The organism is uncultured Eudoraea sp. (assembly GCF_947260015.1).
GTDB lineage: Bacteria > Bacteroidota > Bacteroidia > Flavobacteriales > Flavobacteriaceae > Eudoraea.
Genome location: NZ_CAMYOM010000009.1, coordinates 45,380 through 67,994 on the forward strand (window position 1 = coordinate 45,380; position 22,615 = coordinate 67,994).

Here is a 22,615-nt window from a genome sequence, read left to right on the forward strand (position 1 = left end):
ATACTAATTAAGGGTCATATTATGCTGGATAAAATTGGTATCGCAAAAAGAATTGCAAGGGAAGTAAAAGATGGATATTATGTCAATCTTGGAATTGGTATTCCAACCCTTGTGGCTAATTATGTCAGAGATGATATTAGCGTTGAATTTCAAAGTGAAAATGGCGTTTTAGGGATGGGCCCATTCCCGTATGAAGGTGAAGAAGATGCCGATATAATTAACGCAGGCAAACAAACTATTACAACCTTACCCGGAGCTTCCTTTTTTGACTCGGCTATCAGTTTTGGAATGATTCGTGGAAAACACGTTGATCTGACTATTCTTGGAGCTATGGAAGTAGCGGAAAATGGAGATATTGCCAATTGGAAAATTCCGGGAAAAATGGTAAAGGGTATGGGTGGAGCAATGGATCTTGTTGCCTCGGCAGAGAATATAATTGTGGCCATGATGCATACAAATAAAAGAGGAGAATCAAAGCTGTTAAAAAAATGTTCGCTGCCGCTTACCGGTGTTGGTTGCGTAAAAAAAGTGGTTACCAATCTAGGGGTTCTGGAGGTTACTTCAAAGGGATTTCGGTTGGTTGAAAGAGCTCCCGGGGTGAGTATTGATACTATAAAACAGGCAACGGAAGGAACATTAATTGTTGAAGGTGATATTCCGGAGATGGCCGTTTAACGATCAAAATAAACACTTTATCGATAAATAAAAATGAGTTGCTTTTTTCACAACAATTTCGAGATACTTCACAACATATTTTTAGAAGCTTGAGTCTCACACATTATCTTTATACTATATTTATTAGACCCCAAATCTTACTTTATTAAAATTCCAAAAGCTATGGACGCACAAATTAACCACAGATCTACTGAAGAAGAAATCCAGGTATACCGAAACGACTTTTTTAGCGGTATAGTAATGTTAACCAGAAAATTGTTTATGTTTTAATAGATAATTTTAAAATATTTAAAGGAGTAAAGCACTATGTTTTACTCCTTTTTTTGTTTTAGGGGATATTTTAAAACAGTATGAATCTTCATTTATCAAAATGTAATAATACCGATTTGGATAAACTTAACAAGATGCCTGGAACCCTCTAAGATTGGAGATTTAAATTGTTGTGATAATTTCAGCCGCCTTTAAGAGCGTTTCAGTGGTTTTTGCAAAACAAATACGGACCTGTTTATTATCTGTGAGATCTTTATTAAAAACTGAAATTGGGATACAGGCAATACCGTATTCTTTAACAAGTCTTTCTGCAAAGGCAATATCACTTTCGTTGCTGATTTCTGAAAAATCCAATAGTTGAAAATATGTCCCCTGAGTAGGATTAAATTTGAATCTTGAGTTTTTGATTGCAGATAAAAACAAATCTCGTTTTTCCTGATAAAACGGACCTAAATCCAAATAGTGTGCAGGTTGCTTCAGATATTCAGCCAGTGCCCGCTGGAATGGATGATTAACGCAAAACACATTGAATTCATGAATTTTCTGAAATTCTTTCATTAATTCTGCTGGTGCCGCACAATAACCCATTTTCCAACCAGTTGCATGAAAAGTTTTACCAAATGACGCGCAAACAAAGCTTCGTGTTGCCAAATCCGGGTATTTGGAAGCACTCTCGTGTAAGTTACCATCAAATACTATATGCTCATAAACTTCATCACTTAACAAGATGATATTCGTGTCTTTGAGGCAACTTTGGAGCATTAACATATCGGAACTTGAAAATACCATCCCGCTGGGGTTATGTGGTGTATTAATAATGACCATCCGGGTTTTATCATTAAGATGTGCTTTAAATGCATCCCAATCTATGGCATAGTCCTTTCCTGTTAATTGAATTAATACAGGAATACCACCATTTGCAATAATAGCGGGTTCATAACAATCATAGGCTGGTTTAAGAACAATAACTTCATCATTTGGCCAAACCATTGCTGAAATAGCGGTAAAAATAGCCTGCGTAGCTCCTACCGTAATGGTTATTTCAGACTGAGGATGGTATTTAGTTCCATATAAAAGCGCAATCTTTTCAGCAATAACCTCTTTAAGAGAATAGATACCACCTAAAGGAGCATATTGATTATAACCGTCTTTCATTGCTTTTGCAACCAATTGAATAAGAACAGGATCTGGTTCAAAATTGGGGAAACCCTGTGCTATGTTAATAGCATTGTGCTCATTCGCGAGCCTGCTCATGGTGGTAAATATAGATTCAGGCAGCTTTGGTAATTTGGAAGAAATATTGTGTGCAGACGACTTCATAGCATAATAGTTATGGTAAAAATAGCAAAAAAGATATGGCGATATTGCAAATAAAAATCCCGGATAATTCTACCCGGGATTTTAGAAATATGTACAGTTTTCTATTAACCTTTTATAGAGGCACCTAAATATTCTCTATTCATTCTGGCAATATTCTCCAAAGAAATACCTTTTGGGCATTCTATCTCACAGGCGCCGGTATTTGTGCAATTTCCAAAGCCTTCCAGATCCATTTGCCGAACCATATTTTGTACACGTTCTGCTGCTTCAATTCGTCCTTGGGGTAATAAGGCAAACTGGGATACTTTAGCTGAAGTAAATAACATGGCGCTGGCATTTTTACAAGCTGCCACACATGCTCCACAACCAATACAAGCCGCTGCATTAAATGCCTTATCCGCATTCTCTTTCCGTATCGGGATGGAATTGGCATCAACTGTTCTGCCTGAAGTGTTCACAGAAATAAAACCACCTGCCTGTTGTATGCGTTCAAAAGCATTTCTATCCACAATCAAATCTTTAATTACGGGGAAAGCATTAGCTCTAAAGGGTTCAATTACTATAGTATCCCCGTCTTTAAAACTGCGCATATGTAGCTGACATACTGTGATAAGTCTGTCCGGGCCATGCGGGCGTCCATTAATTTGAAGAGAACATGACCCGCAAATACCTTCCCGGCAATCATGATCAAACTCAATAGGCACCTCACCTTTCGAAATTAAATCCTCGTTTAATATATCCAGCATTTCCAGGAAGGACATATCACCTTCAATACCATTCATAGTATAGTCTACTATTTTTCCTTTTGAGGAAGCATCTTTTTGACGCCATATTTTAAGATAAATCTTCATAACTTATTATTTATAGGAACGCGTCTTTAATTCAATATTTTCATAAATCAAATTCTCTTTATGCAATTTGGCGTCTTTTGGCTCTCCTTTATATTCCCAGGCCGAAACAAATTTGAAATTTTTATCGTCACGTAAGGCTTCCCCTTCAGGAGTTTGATATTCTTCTCTAAAGTGACCCCCACAAGACTCATTGCGTTCCAGGGCATCCATGGCAAAAAGTTCGCCAAGTTCAAGGAAATCTGCCACACGGCCTGCTTTTTCTAATTCCTGATTTTTGTCATCTGCAGCTCCAGGCACTTTTACATTCTCCCAAAAATCCTTCCGCAAAGCAGCAATTTCTTCAACAGCTTCTTTTAGTCCTTTGACATTACGAGACATACCACATTTATTCCACATAATTTTACCTAGCTTTTTGTGATAGTAATCAACAGAATGAGTTCCATTTGCGGACATCAATTTATTGATCTTATCCAAAACATCTTTCTCGACCTTATCAAATTCTACAGAATCCGTTGGTATAGGCCCTGTACGGATATCGTCAGCTAAGAAATCACCAATTGTATACGGTAAAACAAAGTAACCATCAGCCAAACCTTGCATTAACGCGGATGCTCCAAGCCTGTTTGCACCATGGTCACTGAAATTGGCCTCGCCTGCTGCATAACATCCTGGAATGGTAGTCTGCAAATTGTAATCAACCCATAGACCTCCCATGGTATAATGAACCGCAGGATAAATCATCATTGGTGTCTTATAGGGATTTTCATCCACAATTTTTTCATACATCTGGAATAGATTCCCATATTTCGCTTCAACAACCTCTTCCCCAAGTTTCCTAATATGTCCGTCGTCCGTATTTTTTAGGCCAGATGTGAGTGCTTTTTCACTTCCATATCGCATTATTGCGGCATCAAAATCCAGATATACAGCTTCTCCAGTTTTATTTACTCCGTATCCCGCATCACAACGTTCTTTAGCAGCTCTGGAGGCAACGTCTCTAGGTACAAGATTCCCAAAAGCAGGATATCTGCGTTCTAAATAGTAATCCCTGTCTTCTTCTTTTAATTGTGTTGGCTTTAATTTTCCTTCTCGGATAGCCTGAGCATCTTCTAATCTTTTTGGCACCCATATTCGGCCATCGTTCCTTAAAGATTCGGACATTAAGGTAAGTTTGGATTGATGTTCTCCTGATACCGGAATACAAGTTGGATGAATTTGTGTAAAACATGGGTTGGCCATAAAAGCCCCTCTACGATGCGTACGCCAGGCAGCCATTACATTTGCACCCATAGCATAGGTAGAGAGAAAAAATAAATTGCCGTATCCCCCGGAAGCTATTACAACTGCATGAGCAGAATGACGCTCAATTTCACCTGTGATGAGGTTTCTCGTAATAATTCCTCTTGCTTTGCCATCTACAATTACCAAATCCAACATTTCATGCCTTGTATAGGACTTAATCTTTCCACGATGTATCTGCCGGTTCATTGCAGCATAAGCACCCAATAACAGTTGCTGTCCAGTTTGTCCTTTGGCATAAAAGGTCCTTGAAACTAAAACTCCACCGAAAGATCTGTTATCTAATAGGCCGCCATAATCACGGGCAAATGGTACACCCTGGGAAACACATTGGTCAATAATATTACCAGACACCTCAGCCAAGCGATAAACATTAGCTTCGCGCGACCTATAGTCGCCACCTTTTACCGTATCATAAAATAGTCTGTAATCACTATCACCATCTCCCTGATAATTTTTAGAAGCATTTATTCCGCCCTGCGCGGCAATAGAGTGTGCCCTTCTGGGGGAATCCTGGTAGCAAAATGTTTTAACATTGTATCCCAATTCTGCGAAAGAAGCGGCAGCAGAACCTCCGGCTAAACCAGTGCCAACAACGATAATATCTATATTACGCTTATTAGCAGGATTTACTAAATCTATTTCATTTTTATATTTTGTCCATTTCTCGGCCAAAGGCCCCGATGGAATTTTTGAATCAAGAATGCCCATAATTAATGAGTTATAGGGTTAAGGTGATGATATATAGCAATAAAGACAAATACCAAAGGAATTACTACTGCATAGATTTTGGTAAATGATTTAATAGAAGGGGTGTATTTATTATTTAAACCCATACTTTGAAAAGACGAGGCAAAGCCATGCCATAAATGAAGACTGAGCAATCCGAAAGAAACAACATAAAGAAGAGTTCTCCACATAGGAGCAAATTTCTCGACAGTTTCTGTATAATAACGTGTAGGGTCTTCAGGATTGGCCTCGATATATTTGTAGGTCATTTCATGAATCCAAAAGTCATAAAAGTGTAAGCCCAGAAAAGCAAGGACAACCAGACCGGTTATTATCATGTTACGTGAAACCCATGGAGCGTTGGCAGCTCCTTTGAATTTGGTGTATTTAATTGACCGTGCCTGCATATTTTGAAACTCAAGAACTATTCCCATTACAAAATGTACAATAACACCAATAATTAACACTGGCTGCATAATGTATTGCACCAGTCCATTATAGCCCATAAAATGGGACCATTGGTTAAAAGTGTCAGGGGAAATTACAGAGGTTAAATTAATTGTTACATGAAGTGCCAAAAACAATACCAAAAAAAGACCTGAAAGGGCCATTACCAATTTCCGAGCTATGGACGATTTAATCAGTGAACTCATTAGTTATAGTTTAGGGGAGCAAATTTAAGTCAAGAGGAAATCATTAACAAATTTCAAGACCTATTTAGAATGGTATTTAGATTGATTTTAGTCAAACACAAAGAGTTTGACAGACTTTCGTAGAAAAACCCTGTATAATCCTGGAAAAAATAGGACTAAAATAATTTATGAATTACTTTGAAGTTTATTCTTTCTCAGTTTTATCTCCCATATCTGCCAACTGTATGGTAAGTGAGTTTGTCGAGAGTTGTACTTCAACCAAGGATAAAACCAAAGAAATCATAAGGGCAAGGAGACTAATACCAAAGACGAGGTTGGCCCAGAAATCTTGTTCAATATAGATGAGAAACATAGTAATGGCACTGAACAGGAAACTTAGTATTGCAACAGCCTGCATATTCTTTATGATTTTAAGCCGTCTTTCTAATTGCCTGACCTGAATTCCCAACCCGCGTGATGCCTTTTCCTGATACTGTTTATGCAATTGACGTATAAGCGCTGCTATCGCCAAATATCGGGCATTATAAGCCAACATACTTAAGGAAATGGCAGGAAATAAAAGTGCCGGGATACTTAGCGTTAATTCCATATAATTTAAGTTTATTCAATTTTAAAATTAATTTTTTGACTTAATGTACCTGACGAAATTTCTACCTCATAGGCACCTATAGGTAAATAAGTTTTACCATCTTTGGCCGTATTAAGTTTTACTTTATTTTTTTTCAAATAGTCCAGTTTTCCTTTCTTTGAAAATGCGACATCAAAAGACATAATATTTAAACCTTTGTCTGCCTTAAGCACTGACTCACTTACTATAGTTTTATCTGAAGAAAAAACTCTTGCCGTGTAATCTGTTGATTTTTTCGAATAAAACACAAAGTCCAATCCGGGAGTATTTGGTTTTGACCAGGAGCTATAAGGATTACCCCATCTTATAGAGTGTTTTAGATTATTTGGTTTAAAAACATGTAATTCCTTGCCAAGTATTTTCTCGTTTATTTGCTGTAAAAATGAAATATTTACTTTATAAATACTTCTTCCATGGGTCCCTGCCAACAGGTCTTTAGCTTCTGGTTGAATTACCAAATCGTGTATGGCAACATTAGGAATTCCGTTTTGAAATAATTCCCAGGAATTACCTTGATTGACTGACATGTATAGTCCGTTGTCCGTACCTATAAATAGGAGATTTTCATTTTCAGGATCTTCTAGTATTACATTAACCGGTGAAGCAGGAAGTTTGGAAGCAATATTTTTCCAGGTTTTGCCGTAGTCATTGCTCATATAAACATAAGGCGTAAAATCATCCTTACGGTAACCATTTAGGGTGACATATATCCGTTCTTTTTTATGTTTGGAGGCAGCAAGCCTGCTGATCCAGAGGTTTTTTGGAAGCTCACCTGAAATCAAATCCCAGTTGCCACCACCGTTTTTTGATATATAAACGAGGCCGTCATCGCTCCCGCAGTAAAGCAAACCAAATTTTAGGGGAGATTCACTTATTGTCGTTAAAGTACCATATGCTACATTCCCTTTTTTTCCTCCCCGTGTAAGGTCGTCCGAAATAACTTCCCAGGCGTCACCCTGATTAAGTGAACGGTGAAGTTTGTTACTCCCCATGTAAAGAATATCCTGATTGTGTGTAGAAAGCAGTATTGGCGTCTGCCAATTAAAGCGGTAAGCTTGCTCACCTAGTTCATGTTTGGGTTGTATACCAGTGGTTTTATCTTTATTTAAATTAAGGCGATAATAATTACCAAACTGAAATCCCGTGTAAACAATATTTGAATTCCTTTTGTCTACCTGAACCTGCATCCCATCTCCTCCAAGAAGCATTTTCCACGGGTATTGTCCGGTCTGTTGCCATTCGCTATTCTCTACAGAATTGTGGGCGCCTCTCCACACACCATTATCCTGAAGACCACCATATACATTATAAGGTTTCTCATAGTCAATATTAATAGCGTAGAACTGACCGACGGCGGGGGTATTATTTTTAATCCAATTAGCTCCGTCATCATAAGAGATATTCACTCCGCCATCATTTCCATTAATTAGATGTCCCGGTTTTTTAGGGTTTACCCATAAAGCATGATGGTCTGCATGCACATTATCCCCATTAATTGAAGTGAAGGTTTTACCACCATCATCAGACTTTATAATGGGTACACCTCCCAAATAAATTTTATTCATATTTGTGGCATCTACTCTGATCTGTCCAAAATAATATCCATAGCTATAAAAAAGGTCATCAATATATTTTTCATTTCTTTTATTCCAGCTTAATCCTCCATCTTCACTTCTATATACTTCAGCACCAACTACCGGCGTATCAAATAATGAGGAATTGGCATTTTCAAGATAGTTGGCAAGATCCTGAGGTTTGGCAGTACCACTTTTAATAAGCTGTTTTACATTCTCAGCCTTGTATTTTTCTTGAAATCCATTTCTTTTCAGGTATTTATCAAGTTCCTTATTATCCAGTTTTAGAAAAGTGTCGACGGTCATGGACTTAAATTCATCTTTAGTGAGTCCGACGGATTCTTCAGGATCAATTTCTTTCTTTGTTCTTCGAAATTGACTGTCCAGGACGGCATACAAAGTATTTTCATTATGTACCGCCAATCCAATACGCCCAACATTTTCATTGGAGGGGAATCCGCTGTTCCCTCCACTTATTCTGGTCCAGTTACTTCCACTATCTATACTCTTGAAAATGCCAGAACCACTCCCGCTACCTTTAAAATTCCAGGCTTTTCGATCTTTTTCCCAAGCTGCGGCATACATTATTTTAAAATTTCCAGGAACAAAAGCCAAGTCGATAATACCGGTGGAGTCATTAATATAAAGGGTTTTTTCCCAGCTGGAACCTCCATCTGAAGTTTTATAAATTCCGCGCTCCGGACTGTTAGTGTACAAATTGCCGGTTACACCCACAACCAACTCCTTAGGGTTATTAGGGTTTATCACAATCCTGCCAATATGCTGAGAATCTAATAGTCCCTTATATTCCCAGGATTCACCCTTATTATTAGATTTTAGGAGACCAATGCCAGCATAGGATGAACGTGAAGCATTGTTCTCACCAGTTCCTACCCAAATGTTCCCTGTGCCCCAGTCGATTGCAATATCCCCAATGTTTTGTGTGGCAGAATTATCCATCAAAGGTGAAAATGTGGTACCGTTATTATTGGTATACCAAAGACCACCCGAAGCATAGGCCACATAAAATTCGGTAGGATCATCAGGGTTTACATCAATATCTACAACTCTTCCACTCATAACTGTAGGGCCAATACTCGAGAAAGGAATATTTTTAACCAGGGAACTAGCCTCCATTTGCTGTTTGAACATCAGGGCTTCTTCAATATTTTTGGATTGACCCGATGTTGATTGAGCGATACTTATAAAAAAAGCCATAAATGCAATTACCGGCAGATTAAATGTCATGGATTTGAAAATAAATATTGGTATGTGAAAATAGGAATTTGTGGTTATGCGGACAAAATATAATGAAAGGCTTCTGTTTATTTTATGATTTAGTAAGGAATTATTCAAGTCTGAATACTTTTTAATGTGGTCTTTCTTTCTTTTTGAAGTAAACATGCTTATGCTTATTTTTGAGGAAAGTACTATGTTTTATGAAATATGAACAAATAAAAAGCGAGTTGTTTAAAAAGAATCGGGCAAAATTCATGGCTCAAATGAAGCCAAAGAGTATTGCGATTTTTAATTCCAACGACATCTACCCTATTAGTGCTGACAGCACTATGCCCTTTCAACAGCATAGAGACATTTTATACCTCAGTGGCGTAGATCAGGAAGAATCCATCCTTTTGCTTTTTCCAGATGCTATTGATAAAAAAAACAGCGAGATATTATTCGTCAGGGAAACTAACGAACACATAGCAATTTGGGAAGGAGCGAAGTTAGATAAGGATCAGGCAACCGCCGTTTCGGGTATAGAATCTGTACATTGGTTAACAGATTTTGACAAGGTATTTTTTGGTCTGATGACCGAAGCTGAATGTGTTTATTTCAATACCAATGAGCACTATAGACAATCAGTAGAGACTCAAACCAGGGAGGACCGTTTTATTTTAAAATGTAAAAATGATTTTCCTGCACACTGTGTAGCCAAGAGCAATCCCATATTACAAAATATTAGGGGCTTAAAAGAAGCTGAAGAAATTAAACTTATCCAGCATGCGTGCGATATAACAGAAAAGGGTTTCCGTCGCGTATTAAATTTTATGAAACCTGGTATTTGGGAGTATGAATTGGAAGCTGAATATCTTCACGAATTTATACGTAATCGCTCAAAAGGATTTGCATATACTCCAATAATTGCTTCAGGGAATAATGCAAATGTTTTACACTATATAGAAAATAATAACCAATGTAAAGATGGCGACCTAATTCTGATGGATGTAGGAGCAGAATATGCAAATTACTCAAGTGATATGACACGGACCATTCCGGTAAATGGTAAATTTACTGAAAGGCAGCGCCAGGTTTATGAAGCTGTACTTCGGGTTAAAAATGAAGCTACAAATATGTTAGCGCCTGGAATTTTATTAGCAGATTATCATAAAGAAGTGGGGAAGTTAATGACTTCTGAACTAATTAGTTTAGGACTACTTGATAAAGCCGATATACAAAATGAGAATAAGGATTGGCCCGCTTATAAAAAATATTTCATGCATGGTACGAGTCACCATATGGGATTAGATACCCATGATTATGGAGCACTAAAAACACCTATAAAAGCTAATATGGTCTTTACTGTAGAGCCAGGGATTTATATTCCAGATGAGAAGATGGGTATCCGTCTGGAAGATGATGTAGTTGTTAGGGAAAAAGAAACTCCCTTTAATCTAATGCGAAATATTCCAATTGAAGTTGAAGAGATTGAAGATCTCATGAATAAGTAAGGAAAGAAAACCAGTTTCTGATAATCCAAAATAAGGGATAGCGAAATGCACTATAACCTGGAAGTTTTGGACAATCCTCGTTCCCTAATATTAGCAAAAATAAAAACAACCAAAGCCGGTAGTACCCAGCCCATACTTAATTTGCTAAGAGGAATCCATCTTCTAATGGATTCTATTTCACTGTCCAAACCAACACTTCCTAAAAAATCAGGGACACTAAAAAGAATAGTAGTAAATACAACTGCTCTAAAGACCATTGGGGAGCCAAATTTTTCAGGAATCACATTGAGTAGGATTAAAACAATTGTAATAGGATAAATAAACATTAGAATTGGTAATGCAATGGCGATGATGTAATCTACATTAAATTGCCCCATTGACACTCCAAGTAAACAACTGATCAGAGCTGTAATCAAATATGCTTTGTTTGATTTTGGAAAACGCGATTTTACAAAATCTGCTGTGCCTGCTACAATTCCAACTGCAGTTGTAAAACAAGCCAGGCTAACTAATATGCCCAAAAATAAGTTGGCTTTAGAACCCAGAGTAAGTTTACTTATTCCGGTGATAAGCGAAGTACGTGAAATTGCCGGATCAAATTGTTCGTGCATGACTGCTCCGGTAAAAATTAATCCCGCATATATCATCAATAAAGCAAATCCCGCCAGCCAACCGGCCCTGATGAGTAAAGCTTTTTTTCTCTCATAAGAAGCTTCTTTATCCTTAAGGGTAATAGAAGTTATAATAACCCCTCCCACAACTATGGCGCCGATGGCATCAAAGGTTTGATAACCTTCCAAAATTCCTTCTGTAACAGGATCGTTAAAAGAGTTCGTTCCAAAATCTATTGGGAAAGAAAATAGTGTTATGCCCATAATAGATAAGAGGATTAGAATAATTGCCGGGGTTAAGTACTTCCCAATTATGTCCAATAATTTTGTTCGGTTCATTACAAAAATGAACACTAAAATAAAATAGACAATACTTGTACTTAATGCCGAATTATGAAATAAAGGCGAAATGCCCATTTCGTGAGTAACGGATGCTGTTCTTGGTGAAGGCAGTGAAATGGAAACAGCGTAAATAATAAAGCAAAAAATCAAGCTAAATGAAACCGATACCTTGGAAGCAAAATCAAACATTGTTCCCTGCAGTTTGGCATGACCGAGTATTCCGAATATTGGAATTAAAACGGCTGAGACAGCAAACCCTAGAGCAACAAGCCACCATAATTCCCCGGCTTTAAATCCGAGTTGTGGAGGCAAAATAAGATTTCCTGCACCGAAGAAAAGAGAGAAAAGTGCAAAAGCCGTCACCAGCGTTTCCTTAATTCTAATCATTGGAAATATCAAACTTGAAAGATAAACCAAAAATGACTAATTCTAATACAAAATTAATCCTGATAAACTGACAATTGGTTCTAAAAAGAGACGTTCGTCGAAAAAAGCATAAAATTTACAGAGGACACCCAATAAAATGGGAGTTAGATGCGTTCTGAAATTAAGTTATTTGAATTTAATATATCATTAACTTTTACTGAAAGTTATTAATTGCATATTATGGAGCCCCAAACCCTACCATTGCAGACCTAAAACCTACATTATGAAAAAAATATTTTGTAATATTTTTGGCCACCACTACGCCGTATCCAAGAAAGTAACCTTGCACATAAAAGAATATAAGTGTGTTCACTGTCACAAAGAAGTCACAACAGATGTAAGCGGAAATCTTTCCGTTTTAACACCTGAACTTCAGGAGATCAATGATACCTTAGAAGACTTATACCAGAAAAGACATAGGACTACCCAACAAGTAGCTTAATTATGCTTTGGCAAATGAATTCCACCCCTGAGCGGTAAGCGGAATTTTAGAATTATTCCTGGAAATTAAATGTGCACCTTCATTCTTATCTGTTATGTGCCCCACTACAGTAAAGTTAGGATTGCCCTTTAATTCCGGGAATTTTTTTTGATCAATAGTGAACAACAACTCATAATCTTCACCCCCGCTTAAAGCAACTAAAGTACTATCCATTTTAAACTCTTCGCATGCCGAAATTACTGTTGGATCTAATGGAATTTTATCTTCGTAAAGATTACAGCCAACTTTACTCTGTTTGCATAAATGAAGAATTTCAGAAGAAAGACCATCGCTAATATCAATCATGGAAGTTGGCTGAATATTCAGTTTTTTTAATAGTTCCACTATATCTTTTCTGGCCTCTGGTTTTAATTGTCGTTCAATGATATAACTATATGCCGACAGATCTGGCTGATTATTTGGATTAACTTTAAATACTTCCTTTTCACGTTTTAAAACTTGCAACCCCATATATGCAGCTCCCAGGTCACCGCTAACCACTAAGAGATCATTTGGTTTTGCTTCGCTCCTGTAAACTATCTCTTCTTTGGCAGCCTCTCCTATGGCTGTAATACTTATGATCATTCCTGTAGTAGAAGAGGTAGTATCTCCTCCAACCAGATCTATTTTATAAAGCTCACAGGCCAGTGAAATACCCTCATAGAATTCTTCCAAAGCCTCTAAAGGAAATCTATTGGAGACTGCTACAGATACAGTAATCTGAGTAGCTATTGCATTCATCGCATAAATATCAGATAAATTAACCATTACAGCTTTATATCCCAGGTGTTTTAGTGGCATATAGCTGAGATCAAAATGTATCCCTTCCAGTAATAAATCTGTAGAGACAAGCGTCTTTTTATTTTTAAAGTCAAGCACGGCGGCATCATCACCAATACCCTTGATTGTAGATTTATGTTGCAATTTAAATTGCTGGGTTAGATGATCTATTAATCCAAATTCACCCAATTGTTCTAGTGAGGTTTTTTCCTGGTTCTTATCTTCAAGCATGGTGCAAAAATAAGCGGATGGGAATAATATATTATCTTTATAGCGAAAAAGAATTATTAATTTTGCCCCATGAACAAAACGCTCCTGATTATTTTAGGCCTATTCTTTCTATTAGGCTGTTCTAATAATGATGACTCTTCCATTAGTGACTCTTCCGATAATGACATTGATTCGATACCGAATGATGATGATATGTTGCCGGATCCGGATGAAAACTCTGAAACCACGTTTATTCCATGTAGCAATGGTATGGCAGGCATTTATCCGTGCAGTGGGTATGACTTATTAGGGCAAATTAATTTGTCAGATTTGAGTGCTTCTTCAGCAAATGATATCTGGGGGTGGACAGACACAACTACCGGGAAGGAATACGCTTTGGTGGGTTTGGATAATGGAACTGCTTTTGTGGACATAACCGAAACAGATAATCTTATTTACTTGGGGAAATTACCTTCTGCTACGGGCACCAGTATCTGGAGGGATATAAAAGTTTACAAGGACCATGCATTTGTTGTCTCTGAAGCAGACGGCCATGGGATGCAGGTTTTTGATTTAACTAAATTGAGGAATGTGATGAATGCCCCGGAAACTTTTGAGGCAGATACGCGCTATACTGGTTTTGGAAATGCGCATAATATTGTTATAAATGAAGTTAGTGGATATGCGTATGCGGTTGGCACGGGCACTTTTAACGGAGGAGCGCATTTCATTGATATTCAGAACCCCAAAAACCCAATCGCTGCAGGAGGTTATGCTGCTAACGGCTACTCCCATGATGCACAGGTTGTTACGTATAATGGTCCTGACGCTGATTATACCGGACAGGAAATTTTTATAGGGGCTAATGAAAATCAAGTTGCTATTGTGGATATCACAGACAAAGATAATCCCATACAGATCGGTACTATTCAATACACCAATATAGGATATACACATCAGGGGTGGTTTTCTGAAGACCAACGCTATTTTATTTTGGGAGATGAATTAGATGAGATCCAACTTGGGTTTAATTCGCGGACTTTGATCTTTGATCTTTCGGATCTTGACAATCCAAGTTTACACGATACTTATTTAGGTGAAACTGCAGCAATTGATCACAACGGTTATGTTAAAGGAGATGCTTTTTATCTCGCAAATTATACTGCAGGGGTCAGAATTCTTGATATTTCGGGAATTGACGGGCAAAGTATTGTAGAAGAGGGTTTTTTTGATACTTATCCGTCCAGTAATACCGCTGCTTTTGAAGGTGTATGGAGTGTTTACCCTTATTTTGAAAGTGAAAAAATTATTGTGAATGATATCAATTCCGGCCTCTTTGTTATTAAAAAGTCAAATTAGAATGAGGGTGAAATACATTTTTATATTAGCCATAGCGCTGTTTTTCTTTTCATGTTCAGATGATGATTCTGTAGTTCTGGACAACGGCTATGACCAAGCAGTGTTTTTAGGTGAGATTGATTGGGTGAAGAGTTTCGGCGGTACGGATGAAGAAACTGCACAATCAGTAATACATACGAAAGATGGCGGATATGCAATTCTCGGGTATTCAAAAAGTACCGATGGAGATCTGACAGACAAGTCCATTCCGGTAAATGACTATTGGGTTTTGAAGTTAGATGAGGAAGGGAATGTTGCATGGAGTAATACTTATGGGGGCAGTAAGGATGACCGGGGTCAGTCAATAATTCAGACTTCAGATGGTGGTTATGCTGTAGCGGGTTACGCCATGAGCGATGATGGAGATGCAAGTAACAACGAAGGATATCATGATAACTGGATTTTAAAACTGGATGAATTGGGGGTCATTGAATGGGAAAAAAGTTTTGGATTTTCGGGACATGATCATTCATATGATTTATTACAAACTTTCGATGGAGGATTTTTCTTTGCAGGATTTTTGGATATTACAGCCGCCCTTGCCGATGGCACTTATGACAAGGGCAATTATCTAACCAGACATGGTGTGGGTGAATTTTGGGGAACTAAAATAGATGCCAATGGTAATTTGGAATGGAGAAGCTACTACGGAGGCACCAACAATGATAGAGCCCATGCGGTTATTGAAGCAGACGATGGCAGTTTTGTGATGGCTGGTTTTTCAGAGAGTGATGATTATGACATTTCCAATACCAAGGGCAGCTATGACTTTTGGGTAATTAAATTAACTGCGACCGGTGAATTGTTATGGGAGCGTTCCTTTGGTGGTACCGGAATTGAAATAGCTTATGATATTACTAAAACTGATGATGGTGGTTATGTGGTTACCGGGAACACATTTAGCACCGATATTGATATTTCAATGAATCATGGGGAATCTGATGTGTGGCTTATTAAAATAGATGATAATGGTAACCTCTTATGGGAAAAGACCTTTGGAGGTTCGCAGTTCGATGCTGCTCAGGGGGTAATCACTACCTACGATGGCGGATTTATTATCACAGGGAATTCAAAAAGTATTGATGGGGATGTTTCTGAAAATAGTGGTGAAAACGATATTTGGATAATAAAAACAGATCCGGATGGAAATTTGCTCTGGCAGGGCTCTTATGGCGGATCAAATTTAGATTATGGTTTTGATGCGGTTGAGAATCTTGATAAGAGTATACTTTTGGTGGGTGAAAGTTCCAGTAATGATTTCCCAAACCTAATAAATAAGGGGCTTTCCGACGCTATAATTATAAAAATCAAATAAATGTCTTCAGTTAAGGGCCCCTAATTGCAAAGCTGGCTTTTAAAATCACCTTTTTTATCTACTTTGACTCATGTTTATCTAAAAGCCAATAGATAAACCCTATTGTTATATACGTTATAATAATGTTAGGAATTATGGTAGAACCCTAACTATACCCTATATTTGTAAACTATTTAGAATAATACCAAATAAGGATTTAATATGATCAAAGTATCTGAAACAGCCAAACAGCGGGTTACCTTGCTTATGACCGAGGAAGGTTTTGACGCTGAAAAGGATTTTGTTAGGGTTGGTGTAAAAAGCGGTGGTTGCAGCGGGTTGTCTTATGAATTAAATTTTGACAATAAAGTAGATGAGGCTGATAAAGTTTTTGAAGATAATGCTGTGCGTATCATCGTCGATAAAAAGAGTTTTCTTTATCTGGTGGGCACAACTCTGGAGTATTCCGGAGGACTTAATGGCAAGGGATTCGTTTTTAATAATCCAAATGCACAGCGCACATGTGGCTGTGGTGAGAGTTTTTCATTATAAAAATATGGGATCCCTTTGAGGGGTTTAAAAGCCTATGGCATATACCGAAGAAGAATTAAAAAAAGAGTTGGAAACCAAAGAATATGAATATGGTTTCTATACTGATATTGAGTCTGATACTTTTCCTAAAGGTTTAAATGAGGAAATTGTAATAGCTATTTCTAAGAAGAAGGAAGAACCGGAATGGATGACTTCATGGCGCCTTGAAGCTTTTCGGGCGTGGAAAGAAATGATAGAACCCGAATGGGCTAATATCCACTATACAAAACCGGATTTTCAAAACATTTCATACTATTCGGCACCTAATAAAAAACCGAAATACGATAGTTTAGACGAAGTTGATCCTGAGTTATTGGATACATTTAAAAAACTGGGAATTTCTTTAGATGAACAGAAAAAGCTTGCAGGTGTAGCTGTGGATATTGTAATGGATTCAGTTTCTGTTGCAACTACTTTCAAAAAAACACTGGGAGAAAAAGGAATAATCTTTTGTTCTATTTCCGAGGCAATAAAAGAACATCCGGAATTAGTTAAAAAGTACCTTGGTACCATAGTTCCACAAAAGGATAATTACTATGCCGCTTTAAATTCTGCAGTATTCTCAGACGGATCTTTTTGTTACATCCCAAAAGGGGTAAGATGTCCTATGGAATTGTCAACTTATTTTAGAATAAATCAGGCTGGCACCGGACAATTTGAACGCACACTGGTTATCGCTGATGAGGGAAGTTATGTGAGTTATCTTGAAGGATGTACTGCGCCATCGAGAGATGAAAACCAATTACACGCTGCCGTTGTGGAACTTATCGCCCTGGATAATGCAGAAATTAAATATTCAACGGTTCAAAACTGGTATCCCGGCAATAAAGAAGGTAAAGGGGGAGTATACAATTTTGTTACAAAAAGGGGGTTGTGTGAGAATAACGCCAAAATTTCCTGGACACAGGTAGAAACCGGATCAGCTATTACCTGGAAGTACCCATCCTGTGTTTTAAAAGGAGATAATTCTATAGGTGAGTTCTATTCTATCGCTGTTACAAATAACTATCAGCAGGCCGATACGGGTACTAAAATGATCCATTTAGGAAAAAACACCAAAAGCACGATTATTTCTAAAGGGATTTCCGCCGGGAAGTCACAAAATAGCTACAGAGGTTTGGTACAGGTGAACAGCAGGGCCAAGAATGCCAGGAATTTTTCCCAATGCGACTCGCTGCTGATGGGAAATGACTGTGGGGCACATACTTTTCCATATATAGAAGTGAAAAATAAAACGGCACAAATTGAACATGAAGCGACCACAAGTAAAATAGGGGAAGATCAGATTTTTTATTGCAATCAGAGAGGAATAGAAACGGAAAAAGCCATTGCCCTGATAGTAAACGGTTTTAGCAAGGAAGTACTCAATAAACTTCCCATGGAATTTGCCGTTGAAGCGCAAAAACTATTGGAAATCAGCCTTGAAGGTTCCGTAGGTTAATTACTATGAAAAAATATATAGCATTATTGGTAATTGTCGTCTTATTTGCCTGTAAAGAAACAAATAAGGAAGTAGCGAATGTATCTGAAAGTAAGGAAGAAATCTCTAAAGCTGAAGTGAAGCTTTATGCCTTTGATGGTGGTACCGTTGTCGTAAATACATTAGGACTTTTTGCCCAGGATGAGACCTATAAAGGACAAAGTAAGGAATTTGCAGATGCATTTTATGTAATTCAACACCCAAAAGGCAACCTAATGTGGGATGCCGGACTTTCTGAATCTCTGGTTGGACTTCCTGAACCGTATACCTCACCTGACGGTGCTTTTACTGTCTCCAGAAAGGATTCTGTTTTAAGTCAGTTAAATTTAATTGGAATGACCCCTGACGATTTTCAATACATCTCATTATCTCATACTCATTTTGATCATAGCGGGCATGCTGACAAATTTAAAAATTCAACATGGCTTGTTCAGAATGAGGAGTTTGATTTTGTAACTGGCGAAGAAGTGAAAGCAAATAATCCGGAGATGTATGATGCTATAAAAGACTTAACAAACATCAAAAAAATTAATGGAGATTATGATGTGTTTGGAGATGGAACCGTGGTTTTAAAATATATGCCCGGCCATACGCCGGGACATCAGGTTTTATTTCTTGATTTAAAAGAGCACGGGCCTTTGCTTTTATCCGGGGACCTTTATCATTTTTATGAAAACAGGGAGTACAAGAGAATTCCAATTTTTAATTATGATGTAGCGCAAACAAGGGAGAGCATGAAAAAATTTGAAGCTTTTGCTAAGGAAAAAAAGGCTAAGGTATATTTACAACATCAAAAGGACGACTTTGATAAAATGCCAAAAGCACCTCAATATTTAAACTAAATAGAATATGTTAAAAGTAAATAATCTGCACGCAGGTGTAGAAGGGAATGAAATATTAAACGGAATAAACCTCGAAGTAAAAGCAGGAGAGGTGCATGCTATTATGGGCCCTAATGGTTCAGGGAAAAGCACCCTTGCTTCGGTGATAGCCGGAAAGGAAGAATTTGAAATTACAGAGGGGAGCATTGAATTGGATGGTGCAGATCTGGAAGACACTTCTCCTGAAGAAAGAGCGCACAAAGGAATTTTTCTTTCGTTTCAGTACCCTGTTGAGATACCGGGGGTTTCCGTAACCAATTTTATAAGAACGGCAATCAATGAGTCCAGGAAAGCACGCGGATTAGAAGACATGCCTGCCAACCAAATGTTGAAACTTATTCGTGAGAAATCTGAGTTGTTGGAAATTGACAGAAAGTTTTTATCTCGCTCTTTAAATGAAGGATTTTCAGGTGGCGAGAAAAAGCGAAATGAAATTTTTCAATTGGCTATGTTAGAACCAAAACTCGCCATTTTAGATGAAACAGATTCCGGTCTGGATATTGATGCTTTGCGAATTGTTGCCAATGGGGTGAATAAACTTAAGAGCAAAGACAACGCTATAATAATTATTACTCATTACCAGCGATTACTGGAATATATTATTCCAGATTTTGTACATGTTATACACGACGGTAAAATTGTAAAATCAGGTACCAAAGCATTAGCATTGGAATTGGAGGATAAGGGCTACGATTGGTTAAAAAATGAATCGGTTGTTTAATATTCCGTTGAATTAATTGAATATTAGAAAGCGAATTGTTTTATAAAGGCAATAAACAGAAAACACAATGATGGATTTAAAGGATAAACTTGTTTCTTCTTTCATGGCATTTGAGAACAACGTGGATGTAGATCACCCGGTTCATGATATACGATCGGAGGCAATTAAGAACTTCGAACTTAAAGGTTTTCCTAACAGAAAACAGGAGGCCTGGAAATACACCTCTTTGAACAGTTTACAAAAGATAGATTTCAGCATCTTTCCAAAACAGATAAATGCCTTGGAATACAAGGATGTTAAGCGGTATTTTCTTCATGAGATAGATACTTATAAGATTGTGTTTATTGATGGTGTATATAGTTCGTTCCTTTCAGAAACCACACATGACGGGGTAGATATATGCCTTATGAGTGCAGCTTTAAGCAAACCAATGTATAAGCAGATAATAGATGTTTACTTTAATAAGGTAGCTTCTAAAGATGAATCGCTTACTACATTAAATACAGCATTTAGTAAAGAGGGGGCTTATATTTATATTCCCAAAAATAAAATGCCTAAAAAGCCAATAGAAATATTGCATTTTGCTACGGGTAATGAAGCCGCATTGTTACTGCAACCCCGTAATTTAATTATTGTTGAGGAAAATGCCGAACTTCAGATTATAGAGCGCCATCAGAGTCTTACTTCCAATGAAGTATTGACAAATTGCGTTACTGAAATTTTTGCTGCTAAGAATGCAATAGTAGATTATTATAAAGTTCAAAACGACGTTAAAAATGCGTCCTTAATAGATAATACCTATATTTCTCAAAAGAGCAATAGCGTAGTGAAGGTTCATACTTTTTCCTTTGGAGGAAAGTTAACCAGGAATAATCTTAATTATTACCAGAATGGAGAATATATTGATTCTACCATGAAAGGGGTAACTATACTCGGTGAAAAACAGCATGTAGACCATCATACCCTGGTACATCACAGAGAACCTAATTGCGAAAGTCATCAGGATTACAAAGGAATTTATGGAGAAAAGTCAATAGGGGTATTCAATGGCAAAATCATAGTCGATAAGATTGCTCAAAAGACCAATGCCTTTCAACAGAACAATAATATTTTGATTAGTGATAAGGCTACTATCAATACCAAACCACAATTGGAAATCTTTGCAGATGATGTAAAATGTTCTCATGGATGCACTATTGGACAATTAGATGAAGAGGCACTCTTTTATTTGCAAACCAGAGGAATACCAAAAAAAGAAGCTTCGGCACTTTTGATGTATGCGTTTGCCAATAATGTTTTGGAAAGTGTTCGGATTCCTGAATTAAAAATGAGAATTAACAGGCTGATTGCCAATAAATTGGGTGTTCAGCTGGGATTTGATCTTTAATATTTAGTTTAGCTATATATAGCTCTGGCCGTATGATTACAACCAAATTGGATATTGACACTATTCGCAAGGATTTTCCTATTCTCCATAGGAAAGTTAATGGATACCCTTTAGTTTACCTCGATAATGCGGCTACTTCACAGACCCCAAAACAAGTCATAGATAGTATTGTAGATTATTATTCACGATATAATGCCAATATTCATAGGGGAGTGCATACTTTATCTCAGGAGGCTACAGATGCTTATGAAAACGCACGTATAAAAGTTCAAAAACATATAAATGCGGCTGAACCTTGTGAAATTATATTTACTTCTGGCACTACAGAAAGCATTAACCTGGTAGCTAACGGTTTTAAATCATTTCTAGAAAAAGGAGATGAGATACTGGTATCTGCTATGGAACACCATTCCAATATAGTTCCATGGCAAATGTTATGTGAACAAACGGGCGCTATCTTAAAAGTAATTCCAATGGATCAGGAGGGCGACCTCCTTATGGAGGAATACATTAAGTTGCTTTCAAATAGCACTAAATTGGTAGTTTGTAATCATGTATCCAATGCATTGGGTACTATAAATCCAATAGAACAAATAATTGGATTAGCACATGAGGTCGGAGCAGCTGTTCTGATTGACGGCGCCCAGGCGGCACCACACATTAAAATAGATGTTCAAAAGTTGAATGTGGACTTTTATACGATTTCTGCTCATAAAATTTGTGGACCAACCGGTGTAGGTGTTTTGTATGGCAAGGAAGAATGGCTCACAAAGTTACCACCATATCAGGGTGGAGGAGAGATGATAGCAGAGGTTACCTTTGAAAAAACAACTTATGCCGATTTGCCTCACAAGTTTGAGGCAGGGACTCCAAATATATGTGGTGGAATTGCTTTTGGAGCAGCTCTGGATTACATGAACTCTTTAGGTTACGAGGCAATCGCCAGTTATGAAAAAGAGCTCCTGGAATATGCTACAAAGGAACTTACTTCGATCAAGGGGCTAAAAATATACGGAACTTCCGAGCATAAAACATCCGTCATTTCTTTTAATGTTGAAGGGATTCATCCCTATGACATAGGTACGATACTGGATAAATTAGGAATTGAGGTAAGAACGGGGCATCATTGTGCGCAACCCGTCATGGATTACTTTAAAGTACCTGGAACGGTAAGGGCGAGTTTTAGCTTTTATAATACCAAAAATGAAGTAGATATTCTTGTAGAAGGAATAAAGAAAGCCATACAGATGCTAAGCTAAACAATGCTTGTTATCATTTTCCC

19 protein-coding genes are annotated in these 22,615 nt (G+C 37.5%); 11 read left to right on the plus strand and 8 right to left on the minus strand.

The window, feature by feature from the left end:
- Positions 1-21 precede the first annotated feature (21 nt).
- Positions 22-675 (plus strand): 3-oxoacid CoA-transferase subunit B, encoded by a 654-nt coding sequence (locus Q0X66_RS06345; RefSeq protein WP_297704394.1) that lies wholly within the window; start codon positions 22-24, stop codon positions 673-675.
- A gap of 432 nt (positions 676-1,107) precedes the next feature.
- Here Q0X66_RS06345 and Q0X66_RS06350 read toward each other — a convergent pair whose 3' ends face one another.
- The 6 genes from Q0X66_RS06350 to Q0X66_RS06375 form a co-directional block, all read right to left on the minus strand.
- Entirely contained in the window at positions 1,108-2,265 is a 1,158-nt protein-coding gene (locus Q0X66_RS06350) for a methionine aminotransferase (RefSeq protein WP_297704396.1), read from the minus strand.
- A gap of 104 nt (positions 2,266-2,369) precedes the next feature.
- Positions 2,370-3,116, minus strand: a complete 747-nt coding sequence (locus tag Q0X66_RS06355; protein ID WP_297704398.1) for a succinate dehydrogenase/fumarate reductase iron-sulfur subunit — start codon at positions 3,114-3,116, stop codon at positions 2,370-2,372.
- A gap of 6 nt (positions 3,117-3,122) precedes the next feature.
- Positions 3,123-5,126 carry a fumarate reductase/succinate dehydrogenase flavoprotein subunit gene (locus Q0X66_RS06360; protein WP_297704400.1) on the minus strand — a complete coding sequence of 668 codons (2,004 nt, stop codon included), beginning with the start codon at positions 5,124-5,126 and terminating at the stop codon, positions 3,123-3,125.
- A gap of 2 nt (positions 5,127-5,128) precedes the next feature.
- Positions 5,129-5,797 carry a succinate dehydrogenase cytochrome b subunit gene (locus Q0X66_RS06365; RefSeq protein ID WP_297704402.1) on the minus strand — a complete coding sequence of 223 codons (669 nt, stop codon included), beginning with the start codon at positions 5,795-5,797 and terminating at the stop codon, positions 5,129-5,131.
- Between the two features lie 184 nt (positions 5,798-5,981).
- Entirely contained in the window at positions 5,982-6,386 is a 405-nt protein-coding gene (locus tag Q0X66_RS06370) for a DUF2721 domain-containing protein (protein WP_297704404.1), read from the minus strand.
- Between the two features lie 11 nt (positions 6,387-6,397).
- A complete protein-coding gene (locus Q0X66_RS06375; protein WP_297704406.1) occupies positions 6,398-9,247 on the minus strand; it encodes a glycosyl hydrolase in 2,850 nt (949 codons plus the stop codon).
- Between the two features lie 191 nt (positions 9,248-9,438).
- Between Q0X66_RS06375 and Q0X66_RS06380 the strand changes: the two genes are divergently transcribed.
- A complete protein-coding gene (locus tag Q0X66_RS06380; protein WP_297704408.1) occupies positions 9,439-10,731 on the plus strand; it encodes an aminopeptidase P family protein in 1,293 nt (430 codons plus the stop codon).
- Positions 10,732-10,781: 50 nt separating this feature from the next.
- Here the strand turns inward: Q0X66_RS06380 and brnQ are convergent, their stop codons facing one another.
- Entirely contained in the window at positions 10,782-12,071 is a 1,290-nt protein-coding gene (gene brnQ, locus Q0X66_RS06385; protein WP_297704410.1) for a branched-chain amino acid transport system II carrier protein, read from the minus strand.
- 262 nt (positions 12,072-12,333) lie between these two features.
- Between brnQ and Q0X66_RS06390 the strand changes: the two genes are divergently transcribed.
- Positions 12,334-12,552, plus strand: a complete 219-nt coding sequence (locus tag Q0X66_RS06390) for a hypothetical protein (protein WP_297704412.1) — start codon at positions 12,334-12,336, stop codon at positions 12,550-12,552.
- Here Q0X66_RS06390 and thiL read toward each other — a convergent pair whose 3' ends face one another.
- Entirely contained in the window at positions 12,553-13,602 is a 1,050-nt protein-coding gene (thiL, locus tag Q0X66_RS06395) for a thiamine-phosphate kinase (protein WP_297704414.1), read from the minus strand.
- 69 nt (positions 13,603-13,671) lie between these two features.
- Here thiL and Q0X66_RS06400 point away from each other — a divergent pair, with 69 nt between their 5' ends.
- From Q0X66_RS06400 to Q0X66_RS06435, 8 genes are all read left to right on the plus strand, one after another.
- A complete protein-coding gene (locus tag Q0X66_RS06400) occupies positions 13,672-14,940 on the plus strand; it encodes a choice-of-anchor B family protein (RefSeq protein WP_366938675.1) in 1,269 nt (422 codons plus the stop codon).
- A gap of 1 nt (position 14,941) precedes the next feature.
- The gene (locus Q0X66_RS06405) at positions 14,942-16,294 is read left to right on the plus strand and encodes a hypothetical protein (protein ID WP_297704454.1); all 1,353 of its coding nucleotides are present in this window, start codon (positions 14,942-14,944) and stop codon (positions 16,292-16,294) included.
- Positions 16,295-16,495: 201 nt separating this feature from the next.
- Positions 16,496-16,825 (plus strand): iron-sulfur cluster assembly accessory protein, encoded by a 330-nt coding sequence (locus tag Q0X66_RS06410; RefSeq protein ID WP_297704416.1) that lies wholly within the window; start codon positions 16,496-16,498, stop codon positions 16,823-16,825.
- Between the two features lie 34 nt (positions 16,826-16,859).
- A complete protein-coding gene (sufB, locus tag Q0X66_RS06415) occupies positions 16,860-18,305 on the plus strand; it encodes a Fe-S cluster assembly protein SufB (RefSeq protein WP_297704418.1) in 1,446 nt (481 codons plus the stop codon).
- A 5-nt stretch (positions 18,306-18,310) separates the two neighbouring features.
- A complete protein-coding gene (locus Q0X66_RS06420) occupies positions 18,311-19,186 on the plus strand; it encodes an N-acyl homoserine lactonase family protein (protein ID WP_297704420.1) in 876 nt (291 codons plus the stop codon).
- Between the two features lie 7 nt (positions 19,187-19,193).
- Entirely contained in the window at positions 19,194-19,946 is a 753-nt protein-coding gene (gene sufC / locus Q0X66_RS06425) for a Fe-S cluster assembly ATPase SufC (RefSeq protein ID WP_297704423.1), read from the plus strand.
- A gap of 70 nt (positions 19,947-20,016) precedes the next feature.
- Positions 20,017-21,333: a Fe-S cluster assembly protein SufD gene (gene sufD, locus Q0X66_RS06430; protein WP_297704456.1), complete on the plus strand. Its 1,317-nt coding sequence runs from the start codon at positions 20,017-20,019 to the stop codon at positions 21,331-21,333.
- A gap of 32 nt (positions 21,334-21,365) precedes the next feature.
- A complete protein-coding gene (locus Q0X66_RS06435) occupies positions 21,366-22,592 on the plus strand; it encodes a cysteine desulfurase (protein WP_297704430.1) in 1,227 nt (408 codons plus the stop codon).
- Positions 22,593-22,615 lie beyond the last annotated feature (23 nt).